At 69.5% G+C, this 12,909-nt stretch carries 16 protein-coding genes; 4 read left to right on the plus strand and 12 right to left on the minus strand.

The genetic code is table 11. The annotated features are described in order from the left end of the window. The first annotated feature begins 50 nt into the window (after positions 1-50). Positions 51-833, plus strand: coding sequence for an alpha/beta fold hydrolase (locus J2Y69_RS14555; protein ID WP_310022007.1), 783 nt, complete (start codon positions 51-53; stop codon positions 831-833). On the opposite strand, the gene J2Y69_RS14560 is transcribed toward J2Y69_RS14555, so the two are convergent. Beyond that, positions 724-2,034 carry an MFS transporter gene (locus J2Y69_RS14560; RefSeq protein ID WP_310022009.1) on the minus strand — a complete coding sequence of 437 codons (1,311 nt, stop codon included), beginning with the start codon at positions 2,032-2,034 and terminating at the stop codon, positions 724-726. The genes J2Y69_RS14555 and J2Y69_RS14560 overlap by 110 nt on opposite strands. Further along, positions 2,031-3,386 carry a GH1 family beta-glucosidase gene (locus tag J2Y69_RS14565; RefSeq protein ID WP_310022011.1) on the minus strand — a complete coding sequence of 452 codons (1,356 nt, stop codon included), beginning with the start codon at positions 3,384-3,386 and terminating at the stop codon, positions 2,031-2,033. The genes J2Y69_RS14560 and J2Y69_RS14565 overlap by 4 nt, the downstream gene beginning before the upstream one ends. 209 nt (positions 3,387-3,595) lie before the next feature. On the opposite strand from J2Y69_RS14565, the gene rpsT reads away from it, so the two are divergent. After that, positions 3,596-3,856, plus strand: coding sequence for a 30S ribosomal protein S20 (rpsT, locus tag J2Y69_RS14570; protein ID WP_310022013.1), 261 nt, complete (start codon positions 3,596-3,598; stop codon positions 3,854-3,856). A 113-nt stretch (positions 3,857-3,969) separates the two neighbouring features. Here the strand turns inward: rpsT and holA are convergent, their stop codons facing one another. The 3 genes from holA to J2Y69_RS14585 form a co-directional block, all read right to left on the minus strand. Then, positions 3,970-5,019 carry a DNA polymerase III subunit delta gene (gene holA / locus J2Y69_RS14575; RefSeq protein WP_310022015.1) on the minus strand — a complete coding sequence of 350 codons (1,050 nt, stop codon included), beginning with the start codon at positions 5,017-5,019 and terminating at the stop codon, positions 3,970-3,972. A 39-nt stretch (positions 5,020-5,058) separates the two neighbouring features. Then, positions 5,059-6,591 carry a serine hydrolase domain-containing protein gene (locus J2Y69_RS14580; protein WP_310022017.1) on the minus strand — a complete coding sequence of 511 codons (1,533 nt, stop codon included), beginning with the start codon at positions 6,589-6,591 and terminating at the stop codon, positions 5,059-5,061. A gap of 204 nt (positions 6,592-6,795) precedes the next feature. Then, on the minus strand, positions 6,796-7,653 hold the full coding sequence (locus J2Y69_RS14585) for a helix-turn-helix transcriptional regulator (protein ID WP_310022019.1): 858 nt from the start codon (positions 7,651-7,653) through the stop codon (positions 6,796-6,798). A gap of 123 nt (positions 7,654-7,776) precedes the next feature. Between J2Y69_RS14585 and J2Y69_RS14590 the strand changes: the two genes are divergently transcribed. Beyond that, complete coding sequence (locus J2Y69_RS14590) at positions 7,777-9,207, plus strand: MFS transporter (RefSeq protein WP_310022021.1); 1,431 nt, start codon at positions 7,777-7,779, stop codon at positions 9,205-9,207. A gap of 57 nt (positions 9,208-9,264) precedes the next feature. Here the strand turns inward: J2Y69_RS14590 and J2Y69_RS14595 are convergent, their stop codons facing one another. The 4 genes from J2Y69_RS14595 to J2Y69_RS14610 form a co-directional block, all read right to left on the minus strand. Continuing rightward, complete coding sequence (locus tag J2Y69_RS14595; RefSeq protein ID WP_310022023.1) at positions 9,265-9,549, minus strand: hypothetical protein; 285 nt, start codon at positions 9,547-9,549, stop codon at positions 9,265-9,267. A gap of 174 nt (positions 9,550-9,723) precedes the next feature. Next, a complete protein-coding gene (locus J2Y69_RS14600) occupies positions 9,724-10,083 on the minus strand; it encodes a hypothetical protein (RefSeq protein ID WP_310022024.1) in 360 nt (119 codons plus the stop codon). After that, complete coding sequence (locus J2Y69_RS14605; RefSeq protein WP_310022026.1) at positions 10,083-10,418, minus strand: hypothetical protein; 336 nt, start codon at positions 10,416-10,418, stop codon at positions 10,083-10,085. The genes J2Y69_RS14600 and J2Y69_RS14605 overlap by 1 nt, the downstream gene beginning before the upstream one ends. Beyond that, positions 10,419-10,619: a hypothetical protein gene (locus tag J2Y69_RS14610; RefSeq protein WP_310022028.1), complete on the minus strand. Its 201-nt coding sequence runs from the start codon at positions 10,617-10,619 to the stop codon at positions 10,419-10,421. A gap of 272 nt (positions 10,620-10,891) precedes the next feature. Between J2Y69_RS14610 and J2Y69_RS14615 the strand changes: the two genes are divergently transcribed. After that, entirely contained in the window at positions 10,892-11,182 is a 291-nt protein-coding gene (locus J2Y69_RS14615; RefSeq protein ID WP_310022030.1) for a hypothetical protein, read from the plus strand. A gap of 265 nt (positions 11,183-11,447) precedes the next feature. Here the strand turns inward: J2Y69_RS14615 and J2Y69_RS14620 are convergent, their stop codons facing one another. From J2Y69_RS14620 to J2Y69_RS14630, 3 genes are read right to left on the minus strand one after another with little or no spacing between them, the layout of a single operon-like run. Then, entirely contained in the window at positions 11,448-11,747 is a 300-nt protein-coding gene (locus J2Y69_RS14620; RefSeq protein ID WP_310022031.1) for a hypothetical protein, read from the minus strand. A 29-nt stretch (positions 11,748-11,776) separates the two neighbouring features. Beyond that, positions 11,777-12,166 carry a hypothetical protein gene (locus J2Y69_RS14625; protein ID WP_310022033.1) on the minus strand — a complete coding sequence of 130 codons (390 nt, stop codon included), beginning with the start codon at positions 12,164-12,166 and terminating at the stop codon, positions 11,777-11,779. A 5-nt stretch (positions 12,167-12,171) separates the two neighbouring features. Further along, complete coding sequence (locus J2Y69_RS14630) at positions 12,172-12,792, minus strand: hypothetical protein (RefSeq protein WP_310022035.1); 621 nt, start codon at positions 12,790-12,792, stop codon at positions 12,172-12,174. Positions 12,793-12,909: the final 117 nt, after the last annotated feature.

Here is a 12,909-nt window from a genome sequence, read left to right on the forward strand (position 1 = left end):
CGGGGCCGGTGGATCATCCACCGGCCCCGTTTCTTCGTAGAATGGCGCTCGTGGTCGTGAGCGTGGTGCTGGTGCATGGGATCCGCACCTCCGCGACGATGTGGCGGTCGCAGCTGGACTTCCTCGCCGAGCGCGGGAACCCCGCCGTCGCGGTCGACCTTCCCGGGCACGGGAGCCGTCGGGACGAGACGTTCACCCTCGCCGAGGCGTTCCGCACGATCGACGAGGCCGTCCGCGATGCCGCAGCGCGCGGCCAGGTGCTCCTCGTCGGGCACTCCATGGGCGGTCTGCTGTCCACCGCCTACGTCGGCGCCAAACCGCAGCCGCCCGTCGACGCCTTCCTCGGCGCTTCCTGCACGGCCCTCCCCCGCGGTGCCGGGCTCGCCGCCTACCGCCTCCTCGCCGGGGCGATGAACTCGCTGCCGGACCGCGGCGTCTGGCTGAGCGAGCAGGTGCTCGCCGCGACCCTCCCCCCGGAGACCAGGGAGGACTTCGGGGCCGGCGGCTACGCCATGGCGATGCAGGACACGGCGCTGCGGAGCCTCGGCACGCTCGATCTGCTTCAAGCCGTCCGGAGCCTGCGCGTGCCGACCTGGTTCGTCAACGGGCAGTTCGACCAGCTCCGCACGCACGAGCGCACCTTCACCGCCCTCGCGCCGCACGCCGAGCTGATCGTCGTTCCTCGGGCGACGCACCTCGTCACCGCGATGTACCCGCGCGTCTTCAACGCCGTGCTGAACCTCGCGCTGACGACGGTGGAATCGGCCCCGGGTCTGTCTGCGCAGGGGCTGTCGGAGCGGGGCCGGATCGGGCGCGGACGGCCAGCGTCATGACCGCGCCGACGACGGACAGCACGGACGCCGCGACGAACAGGAGCCAGAAGCCGCCCACGACGGCGACGAGCCCCGCACCCAGGAGCGGCCCCAGGAGCTGACCGAGGCTCGCCGACACGTTGACGACGCTGAGATCGCGCGCATGGTCCTGCGGGTCGCGGAGGAGGTCGGTCGCGAAGGCCAGGCTGACCGCCATGTACGCGCCGTAGCCCGCACCCATGATGGCCGCGGCGACCGTCGTCATCAGCAGATCAGGGCTGAGCATGATGACGATGCCGGACACCGCCTGCACGAGCGCCGAGACGACCGTGAGCAGGCGACGACGCCCTGTGCGATCCGACAGGATCCCGACGACGATCGACGCGATGACGACGAAGACCGTGTAGATCACGATGAGGAGCAGGAGGTCGTCCTGCGCCTCGACCGCGGGAACGCCGAGGCCGTACATCAGGAAGAACAGCAGCAGCGAGGTGCCGAGCGCGTTGCCGACGTTCACGACGAAGCGACCGGCGAGGAGCCAGCGGAAGTCCCGATCGCGCAGCGAGGAGGCGCGTCGTCGGCCGAGACCCGCGCCCGCAGCGGTGGCGGACATGGGCGACGGCGCCGGATCCGGGAGGAGCAGCGCGGCGCCTGCGCCCACCACGACGATCACGACAGCGAGCAGGACGTAGGAGGCGGTCACTCCGAGCCCGAGGAGCACGACCGCGCCGACGCCGACCACGATGCCGACGGCCTGCGCCGAGCTCGCCGCCGCGGACGCCGCCCCGCGCTGGGCCGTGAGCTGGTCGGCGATGAGCGCGGTGTACGCGGCGGAGGCGACCGCGACGCCGACCGAGACCACGATCCACGCGCCGCCCACGGCCAGAGGGCCGACGGCGATGCCGGTGAGGAGCAGTCCCGCCGCGGCGACGACGGAGCCGCCGATCGCCCACGGGCGACGCCGCCCCCAGCGCGAGCGCGTGCGGTCGGAGAGCCGTCCGGCGAGGGGCCCGGCCACGACGCCCGCGAAGCCGCCCACCGAGAGGACGACCCCCGCCCAGACGACCCCGGCGATCCAGTCGTGACCCTCGGTGTCGAGCTGGAGCGGCAGGAGGAGCTGGACAGGGGTGAGCTGCACCGTCCAGATCGCCAGCCAGGCCAGCGTGAAGAGCAGGAACCACGTCGGACGAACCCGACGCACGCCGTGCCCGCCGCTGTTCATGCCCGGCTCCGCGCGATGACGTCGCGGTACCAGCCGTAGGAGGCTTTCGGCGTCCGCTCCCCCGTCTCCATGTCGACGTGCACGAGCCCGAAACGCTGCGTGTACCCGTCGGCCCATTCGAAGTTGTCCAGCAGCGACCACACGGTGTAGCCGTCGATCCGGACGCCCGCGCGCTTCGCCTCCAGCACAGCCGCGAGATGGTCTCGGAGGTAGCCGATCCGCTTCTCGTCGTCGATCGGTCCGTCGACGTGTCCCGGCTCGGGGAACGACGCGCCGTTCTCGGCGATGACGATCGGCGGAAGCGCGTCGCCGTACCGTTCCTTCGCGTCGATGAGGAAGTCCCGGAGCGTGTCCGGCCGGATCGGCCACATCTCGCCGAAGCCCGTGTGGGCGGCGCCCGGCGTCGGGACCAGCTCGAAGGGCAACGGTCCCTCCGCCGCCGCGCGGATCGTGGTGGGGTTGTAATAGTTCACGCCGTAGACGTCGCACGGCGTCGAGATCAGCTCCAGATCGCCGTCCAGGACCGGCAGCTCCGCGCCCAGCCCCTCCAGGTCCGGATAGCGCCCGAGCAACAGAGGATCCGCGAAGACCCGGTTGTGCACGATGTCGTACATCCCGGCCGCGATCACATCCTCCTCCGCCTCGCTCGCGGGCAGGACGAGCGTGTGATTGGCGGCGATGCCGACCTGCTCCGCGCCGTGCTCGCGCAGGATCCGGACCGCGTGGGCGTGCGCGAGCAGCTGATGGTGGACGGTCGGCAGCGCGTCGAACAGCAGCGTCCGTCCCGGGGCGAGCTCGCCGTTCCCGTAGCCCTGCAGCGTCGTCGACGCCGGCTCGTTGACGGTGTACCAGTGCCGGACCCGATCGCCGAGCGCCTTGGCCACCGCCTCGGCGTACTCCGCGAACCGCTCGGTCGTCGCCCGTCGGAGCCATCCGCCTTCCGCCTCGAGACCCGTCGGGAGGTCCCAGTGGTAGAGAGTCGGCTCGGGAACGACGCCTGCGGCGAGGAGCTCGTCCACCACGCGGTCGTAGTGGGCGAGGCCCGCGGCGTTGACGGCGCCGCCCGCCGCACCGTCGGGGATCACGCGCACCCAGGAGATCGAGAAGCGATAACGGTCGACGCCGAGACCTGCGAGGAGGGCCGCGTCCTCGCCGCTGCGGTGGTAGCTGTCCGGCCCGGGGTCCGCCGTCCCGCCGTCCGCGACCAGCCCCGGCGTGTCGACGAAGTCGTCCCAGACCGACCTTCCCCGCCCGTCGAGGCGACGCGCGCCCTCGATCTGGAACGCGGAGGTCGCCGCCGACCAGCGCAGCGTGCGCAGAAGGGCGGGATCGAGCGACGATGTCTCGGGCATGGACTACTCCTTCGGGTCCTCCGCTCAGCATGCACCCGTTCCCGCGGCCGTGCACGCCACGACGCGCTGACCGATTCGAAGGGGCGAGCCGATGGACCTGATAGACTCGGTGACTGGCTTGCGTGTGGGAATTCCCTCACGACCGTCGGCGGACGCCCTCTCTCGTCTCCGGCATTCCCAACCAATCACTCGAACGAAGGCTCCCGCACGTGGCAAACATCAAGTCGCAGATCAAGCGCAACAAGACCAACGAGAAGGCGAACGAGCGCAACAAGGCCGTCAAGAGCGAGCTGCGCACCGTCATCCGTCAGACCCGCGCGGCCGTCGTCGCCGGCGACAAGTCCGCCGCCGAGGCCGCGCTGAAGAAGGCCACGAAGAAGCTCGACAAGGCCGTCAGCAAGGGTGTCATCCACTCGAACCAGGCCGCGAACCGCAAGTCGGCCATCGCGAAGCAGGTCTCCGCTCTCTGAGCGACAGCGCTTCCGCTCTCTGAGCGAACACGGTGAAGGCCCGTCCCCCGCTGGGGGTGACGGGCCTTCGCCGTTGCTGCGCTCGCGCTCTTCGCCCGGAGGCGCCGCCCCGCTCAGCCTGCGAAGGGACGACGCGTCGCGATCACGGTGACCATGCGTTCCAGGGCGAAGATCGGGTCGCGGGCGGCGCCCTTCACGTCCGCGTCCGCCCTTGCCGTCGCCTGGATCGCCAGTCCGAGCGATCGCTCGTTCCAGCCCACGAGATCGCGCTTGGCCCGATCCACCTGCCAGTCCTTCATCCCCAGTCTCGATGCCAGGGCTGCGCTCGGCTCTCGCGAGCCCGCGACGCGCGCCATCGTCCGCAGCTTCATCGCGAACGCCGCGACCAGCGGGACCGGATCCGCACCGGAGGCGAGGGCATGCCGCAGAGCCACCAGCGCCTCGCCGTAGCGGCCGGCGATCGCCGTGTCCGCGACGACGAAGGCGGAGACCTCGACCCTGCCGCCGTAGTAGCGCTGGACGACGTCGGGGGTGATGTCCCCCTCGACGTCGCCGATCAGCTGCTGACAGGCGGCGGCGAGCTCGGTGACGTCATCCGCGAACGCCGAGACCAGAGAACGGAGTGCCTGAGGGGCGATCCGCCTCTGCGCGGCCTTGAACTCCCCCGCGGCGAAGTCGAACTTGTCGCTGTCGCGCTTGATCGCGGGGCAGGGGATCTCGATGCCGCCGCCGGTTCCCGCCCGGACGGCATCGAGCAGCTTCTTGCCGCGGACCGAGGCTCCCGTGTGCCGCAGGATCACCGTGGCGCCGTCCTGCGGGTGCTCGAGATAGGCCACGGCCTCCTGGATGAAGGCGTCGGTGGACTTCTCGACGCCGGCGACGCGCACCAGGCGCGGCTCGCCGAACAGGGACGGCGAGGTGAGCCCGAGCAGGGTGCCCGACGTGTAGTCGTCGGCGCGGACGTCGCTCACCTCGAGCGCAGGATCCTCGGCTCTCAGATAGTCCCTGACCCCGGCGATCGCCCGCTCGGCGCAGATCTCCTCGGGACCGGAGACGAGCACGATCGGGGCGGGGCGCGGCTGCCGCCAGGACACCTGCGCGATGCTCGGCGCCTTCGCACCGCGCTTCGCGCCACGAGCGGCGGGCGGACGGGAGGCGGGCATGCGTCAAGCCTACCGGCGGCCGCCGACGCGACGCCGGGTTCACGCCTCCGACGGATGCAGGTCGATCATCAGCGTTCCGGCTCCGTAGCGGACCGGCCCACCGGGCGTCGTGCCGACCAGTAGCCAGTCGCCGCCTATGCTCCCGATCCACTCCCCCTCGCGCTCCCCGAACGGCGTCACCGGGATCTCCTCCCCGTCGGGCATGATCGCGACCAGGGCTCCGTCCCGATCCTCGAAGCGGTATGCGCCGCCGTGGTGGGGCTCCCGAAATCGGCCGATCACACCGGCGGGATGCGCGGTCGGCGTGCGCAGGCGCACGAACTCCCTGGTCACGCCGAACCAGACCGCGGCCCTCAGCCGCCCATCGACGACCTCGACGAGGCTGAGGTCGTCGTCGTTCGTCCAGCGATCCTCGCCGTCCCGGACGAGCCGCACGACCGCCGATCCGTCGCCGACCTCCAGATCGCCGTTCGCGTGGACGCGCAGCCGCAGACCGAATGCGTGTGCGACCGAGAACCAGGCGCCGGAGATCTCCGCGAACCCGGTCGCGAGCCGAAACGCGCGCCACGCCGTCTCGACGGCGTCGAGGTCGTCCCGGTTGGCGAAGACGGCGATCCCGATCCCGGTCACAGGGTCGTTGAGCGAGTAGGCGCGATATCCCCACATCGACCCGCTGTGCGCATGCGCGGTCGTGTCGCCGCGACGCTCATGCTCGATGCCGAGCCCGTACGAGGAGACCCGCCCGTCGGCGAGCACCGCGCGGGTCAGCAGCTGAGCGCGGATGTCGGCGCCGAGCACGCGCCCGTCCGCGAGGAAGCCGTGCCACGCGCCGAACTCCTCGACGGAGGTCAGCACCTCGCCGTCCCCGTTCACACCGCGCACCGGATCGACCTCGCCGATCCCCATCCCGTGACGCGTGAACCCACCGGCCTCGGGCGTGAAGCTGATCGCGAGCCCCGGTGCGGTCTCGCCGAGAAGCGTCGTCACCCGGCTCCGGGTCATCCCCAGCGGGACGAGCACCGTCCTCCTCACCAGCTCGGGGAAGGGGACGCCCGTCGCGCGCTCCGTCGCAAGGGCCGCCAGCACGAAGCCGGTGTTCGAGTAGGACTCATCCTGTCCCGGCTCGAAGTCATGGGCGGTCACCGTCGAGATCCAGGACACGAACGCGTCGAGCGCCGCGATGTCCAGGATGTCGACCCCTCCGATGCCGGCGGCCGTCAGATAGTCCGGCAGACCCGCGGTGTGCTGAAGGCAGCGCCGCAGGGTGACACCTGTGAGCTGGAGCTCGGGGACCAGGACGCGAACATCGGCGTCGAGATCCACGGCGCCCTGCCGGGCGGCGATGAGGATCGCCGTGGCCACGATCTGCTTGCTCACCGAGGCGAGGTTCAGGAGCGAACGCGGAGTCAGCGCCTCGCCGGTCTCGAGGTCGGCGAGGCCGCGGCACGCGCTCGCCACGAGTTGGCCGTCGTGATAGACCCCGATCACCGCCCCGGGCTCGCCCTCTTTGATGCGGTCGTCGAGAAGCTCGGTCCGCAGTCTCCCGCCGAGTGCATCGATGTCCACGGTCATGTGAGCCTTCCGTTGTCGACGCCCGTCCCGTCCGGTCGGGTTCGCTCCATCTCAGCCGAGAGGAGTAAGCCACGGCTAAGCGCCCGCGACGAATCCGGGACGAGGTTCTGTCCGTGCGCACGAACAGGCGCCGTACACGCAGACGGCACGCGGTCCGCACCCAGACGGCACGCAGACGGCACGCGGTCAGCGCTGGTCGGCTCGTCAGCCGACCGCGGTGAACGGCGCGACGTCCCTGGTCATCCGCTCCAGCTGTTCGAGCCGGGACGCCGTCGCCGCGTCCGCGGGAGCGAACCACACCAGACGCGCGCCCATCATCTCGTCGAGCCACATGCTCGTCATCTCCAGGTTCAGCTCGCCGAGCAGATGATGACGGAGCCTCTTGAGCGCACTGCGCTCGGTCGCCACGTCACCGCGCTCCCAGAGCTCCGCGAACGCCGGAGACGTGCTGCGCAGGTCCGTGACGAAGCGCTGCCAGCCCGGTTCGTCGCGGTGCCGACCGTATGCGGCGCGAACCCGTGCCACGATGCGCCGCTGAGCGTTGTCGAGGTCCGCATGTGCCTGCTGCCAGTGGAGATCCGTGAAGATGAGCCGGGCGCAGTTGCGGTCCTCCGGCGCGATCTCGTCGAGGTCTTGGAAGAGGAAGCGGTACACGCGGTTGTAGGCGAGGACGTCGAACCGGGCCGTCTGCACCGCCGCCGGATAGGGCATGACCTTCTCGAGCAGATCGAGATGCGCGGCATGCACGCAGCTCATCCCCTCCCGCTCCGGGATCGCGAGCCCCGCGAGGGCGAAGAGATGGTCCCGCTCGTCGTCGGTGAGCAGCAGCGCGCGGGCGATCGCGGCGAGCACCTGCTCGGAGGCGGCGATGGGCCTCCCCTGCTCGAGCCACGTGTACCAGGTGAGGCCGACCCCGGCGAGCTGGGCCACCTCCTCCCTGCGGAGCCCGAGGACCCGACGACGCGTCCCCACGGGCAGTCCGACGTCCCCCGGGCGGAGGCGGGCGCGCCGGGAACGGAGATAGGAGGCGAACTCCTCGCGACGCTCGCGCGATCCGGACATGCGACCCCCTTCCCGTCCATTCTCCGCCTCCGGCCCCGGGAAGGCACACGGGAGGGAGGTGCTCCGACTACCAGGATAAGAGCACTCCTGGTACCAGGATCGAGAAGAGGAGACGGTGGATGCATGTCCACGACCGCTCCGGTGCCCCTCCGCGCCATCGCCGAGACCATCACCCCCACCTGGCGCTACCTCGGGCTGGTGATCGCGCCGGGCATCGGCTCGTACGCGTTCAACGCCGTGACCGTGACGCTGCCGCAGCTGCGCACGGGCTTCGGCGCGTCCGACGCCATGCTGGAGCTCGTCATCGCCGGCTACGGGATCCCGTTCGCCGTGCTCCTCATCCTCGGCGGACGTCTGGGCGACCGCTTCGGACGTCATCGGCTCTTCGCCGCAGGGATGTCGCTGTTCCTCGTCGCCGCCATCGCCTGCTCGCTGGCGCCCGGGATCGAGGCGCTGATCGCCGCCCGGATCGTGCAGGGCATCGGGGTCGCGATGGCCACACCCCAGGTCCTCGCCACGATCCAGGCGACCAGCACGGGTGCCGCCCGAGTCCGCGCGATCTCTGCGTTCAGCGCCAGCGGTGGGATCGGCGCCGCGATCGGGCAGGTCCTCGGCGGCGCGCTCGCGAGCGCATCGATCGGGCCGATCGACGGATGGCGGGCGACGTACTGGGTCGCGGCGCTCTTCGCGGCCCTCGCCGTTGTGCTGTCCCGGCTCGCCCCGCGGAGCAGGGTCCACGAGCCGGTCGCGATCGATCTGGCAGGGACTGTGGAGCTCGGCGCGGGGATCCTCCTCATCTCCTCCGCCCTCACCTTCGGCCCATCGCTGGGATGGCCGTGGCCGATCATCGCAGCGCTCGTCGTCGGGGCGTCCCTGCTCGTGCTCCTCTGGTCCCATCAGACGCGCATCGAGCGCTCGGGACGGGTGCCGCTGCTCCCCCCGAGCATCCTCCGCCTCCGCCCGCTCCAGCTCGGCCTCGCCTCGGCCGGCCTGTTCTTCGCCGGCTATGGCGCGATCCTCTTCGTCATCCCGCGCGCTCTCGACGACGGACTCGGGGTGACCCCGCTCGGCGCAGGGATGGCGCTCCTCCCCTTCGCGCTCGTCTTCACGGTCGTCTCGCTGGCGCTCGCGCGCATCCAGCGGCTGCACGGCGACGCGACCCTCATCTGGGGCGTCGGGATCCAGGTGGTCGCCCTTCTCGGGATGACGCTCACGATCGCGATCGGGTGGTCCTCGAACCTGCTCTGGATGCTGCAGCCCTCGCTGGTCCTGCTCGGTGTGGGGCAGGCCATGGCCTTCTCCCCGCTGACACAGATCGTCGTGCGGGAGGTCCCGGTGGAGGCGGCCGGGCTCTCCGGCGGGATGTTCGGCACCGTGCAGCAGCTCGCACTATCCCTCGGGGTGATCGCGATCGGCGGCGTCACCTCCGCGACCGGCTGGTCGGGTCAGGCCGAGTTCGCCGCCGGCACCGTTCTCGACCTGCTCATCGCGCTGGTCGTGCTCGGTCTCGCCATCCTCCTCGTCCGGCCAAGAGGCCGCACCAGGACCGTGTGACCGAAGACTCGGCCGGGTGCCGGGCACGGTACCGGGCCGTCTACTGGGCCGTCCCGGTCAGCGACGGAGCCGGTCGATGATCCAGAAGACGAACCAGGCGACGAAGAAGAGCGCGCTCAAAAAGAAGAAGAACACCGTGATGAAGGGGAAGAAGTCACGGTCATCCTGCGAGGAGGACGGGTCGGCGAAGAGGATCACGGTCAGGACCAGGAGGATCACTCCCGCGCCGAACAGGACCATCCCTGAGAACCTCGACCAGCCGCCCGGCGCCGTGAACACATGCCTGATCATCCAGCGCGACGCCGGCCCGTACTGCTTCTCGCCCGCCGCTCGACGTTCCATCGGCCACTCCCCCGAACCTCTTCGCATCCAGAGGCAATGCTAGGGCGGCTTTCGTCCGACTCCGATCAAGGAGCTAGCCGGTCGTCTCCCCGATGAGGGGATCAGCATCCTCGCGACACTGCACGGCGGGACCGTCACGGACGCACGCCCTGCCGACGAGTAGAAGAACGTTCATCACCACCCTCCGAGACGAGCTCCCCCGACGGCGCTCCTGGCCCGCCTCCTCACGGGACCGACCGTTCGGACCAGAGGCGTGTCGGCGTCCGCGGCGCGGTGGCGCGCGACCCAGCGGTCGAGCGTCGCCTGGACGTCGATCGGCACCTCGTTCTCGACGAAGCTCTTCGCGAGTGAACGCGCTAGGCCCTCCCGCCCATCGGGGTCGAGGACGGAAGCCAGAGCGCAGGGGGCACCCATGCTGTCGATCAACTCGTTAGCGAGGCCGTCGCCGGGCTCGACGATGTGGGACCACGCGATGTGGGACCACGCGATGTGGGCCTTGAGCTCGGCGTCGCGGCCGTTTGTGATGTCGGTCATCAGTTCTCCTCCTCGGCCATCTCGGCCTGTGCTTCGTGGGCGTCCGCGAGCAGAGCCTCGACCGCCACGGGTGTCCAGTAGTCGGTGTCGCCGACGCTGGGGAGAGCGCCGCGCGTGGAGCGCTGCAGCTCTTCGAGGACGTGCTCGATGGTCTCGCTGTCCCACTCGGGCCGTGCGCCGGTGATCGCGAGCGTCCGAACGATCGCCTCGGCGAGGGCCTCGCGCCCGAGCTCGATGAGCTTCGCCACCGCTGCTGCCGTGGGGCTGGCGCCGTGGTCGGCGCGGAGCTCGCCGGGCACGTAGCGAGCGCCGTCGACGTAGACAGCAGTGTTCACTTAGCCTGCGATCAGCTCCACGTGCAGCGCGTGCGAGCCGTCAGCACGACGTTCCACGTGGGCCGAGAGCACGGTGGCTCCCTCGTCGTCATCGAAGTCGACGCGGCCGTAGCGGTCTGGGTCGTCGTTGACGGGCCAGAGCTGCGGCTCAAGGCGGACACCGGTGTCGTAGGGGCCGAGGGGCGGGTTTGAGGTTGTCATGAGTATGCTCCCGGGGGTGTCTCTGGCGCCGCCCGGAGTAGGCCGCGCTTTGTCACGGGAGCACCCTGGCCGCCTGCGGCGGCCACATACGGCGGAGCTCGTGTGTCCGTCGTGGAACAAGGGCAGCGAAAGAATGAACCCCGCAGCCGAAGCCACGGGGTTCTACAGTTCAGCCCAGAATCCACCTGGACTCGCGTGGAAACTACCCACTCACCTATGAGGCTCGAATACCTGGACGGGAAGGCGAACGCAGCCTGGTCGGCTCAACGCTCATGTTCGCGGCGCCGACCGAGCACGTCGCCCGCTTCTATGACAGTACCGACGCTCGCGTCCACGACGTCCAGTGGAAGGTTCTGCTCGAGCTGACAGTCACCCGCGCGCTGTGCATCCCCGACCCAGCGCATCGAAGCAAGGAGCTCACCCGGGCGCTGCACCCGAGCTCGTTCCTGCGCACCGCCACGGGGCAGGTCATCATCCCCCGCGACTCCGTCTGGGCTGTCACCGGGTTTTCGCCGGCGGGCGCTGACGGGTGGAGTCGGATCGCACTCACGCAGGTGAGCTGAGCCGGATCACAGCCGAACCCTCGCTAATTCGACGACCTTTTCCCAGGATCCAGCGGCGTTGCTCGCGTTTGGGACGTCTACGCGCGATAGTCGCTCAGAACAGCGCCGGCGCGACCACGGACGTCGATGGACCCACCGTCAGCCACTCCCCCGCGAGCCCCGGCGACACGCTGAGGCCTCTCGGCCGCACCATCTGACCGCCGACAGCCACGGGGGCTGCCGGCGGTCAGATGGTGTCAGTCAGAGTCAGGCTGAGTCAGCCACCTCATGCGCTTTCGCTCAACCAGGTGACGATGCGTGGGTCGAGCTTCGCTGAGCCTTTCCAGAGCGCGATCGCAGGTTCGAATCCGCTGATGAAGGCGGCGAAATTCAGGTGACCGAACGTCACCATATCTTCGGTAGTGATCTCGCCTCCGTGAACGAGCTTCAGGACGGCAGTCTCTGCCTGGGTGTGATCGAGCACCATCCTGAACTCCATCCTGACCCTAGAGTCTTCAACATCCCAGGAATGCAGGGGTTGCCCGGGACCTGGGACCTGATGAGGAGACAGCTTCTCGTCGGTCACGGTGGATCCCCTCCTAACGTTCGGATCGCTTACGGGCAGGACAAGGACCAGGCTTGCCCATGGTAACTACCGATCGTGACGTTGATCCAGGTCTGCGGGTACGGCGAGTTGATCTCTACCGTGTTGGTACTCCCGATCCCGAGCTGCCCCGTCCACACGACACCCAGCGAGTGGTCGGTGCCGCCGCCGATGTTGTAGGACGCCTGGAGCTGGTCTCCGGGGGCGACCCCGCTAATTGAGGCCTTGATCCCCATCAGGTGAGTACTAGCGTTGCAGCCCAGGTACACGTTCACTTCCGCGCTTCCGAGCTCGTCGGCATAGACCGGGGTGGAGAGCCCCACGAGCACTGCGGCCATCAAGACGCTCAGCGCTGCCTTGGTGAGGTGGCGTTGGGTACCGGTCTTGAGTTGAGTGCGCATCTCTCTCACCATCCGCAGTCCTGATAGTCCATGACGTCCTGGAGCGTCGGGATGGTGTAGACTACGCCGCCGCGCTCGAGCGCCCCGGAACCGTACGCACGCCAGTCCGTCATGTTGTAGTTGTTGCAAGCGAAGACCTGGGTGTTCCACGCCGTGGTCGTGCTGTAGGTCGTGTACCAGTTGTCGGCGACCGTGTTCGTGTCCGGCGGCACCCACGGGTTCTGACCCATGATGCTCATGTGGTGTTGGACCTTCGTGAAGGAGACCGAACACCAGGACTTGACGTCATTGAAGATGTTCTGTCCGGAGCGACTGATCGTGAGGCTCGCGTGACAGTCAGTGGGCATACCCATCGGCGACATCTGTCCCTCCGCGGCGTCGGCCACTGGGACGTAGGTGCCGGCGTCGACGGCAACCACGTCGCGCCCTTGGGCGACGAGCTCAGCGACCATCGACTCCGCTCCCGCTCGGGCATCGGGGTTCTCGATGGCGTCGAGCTGCGTCTGGATGTCCTCCCGCGGAGGAGGTGGCGCCTCGTTGCCGTCCGCCGCGTATGCGGGGGCTGCGATGGTGGTCAGAGCGGCCACAACGACCGCGGCAATGGAGAGCTTTCCGAGATTTCGCATGGAGCACCTTTGTTCCGGTCTATGGGTGGCGTCCCGGGGAGTGGTGGGGTTTCTGGCAGGGCTCACGGTGTCGTAGACGCTAGCGAGCCATCGTGCGATGGTCAGTGAGTACCGATC

The sequence above is a fragment of the Microbacterium resistens genome (assembly GCF_031456305.1).
Taxonomy (GTDB): Bacteria; Actinomycetota; Actinomycetes; order Actinomycetales; family Microbacteriaceae; genus Microbacterium; species Microbacterium resistens_A.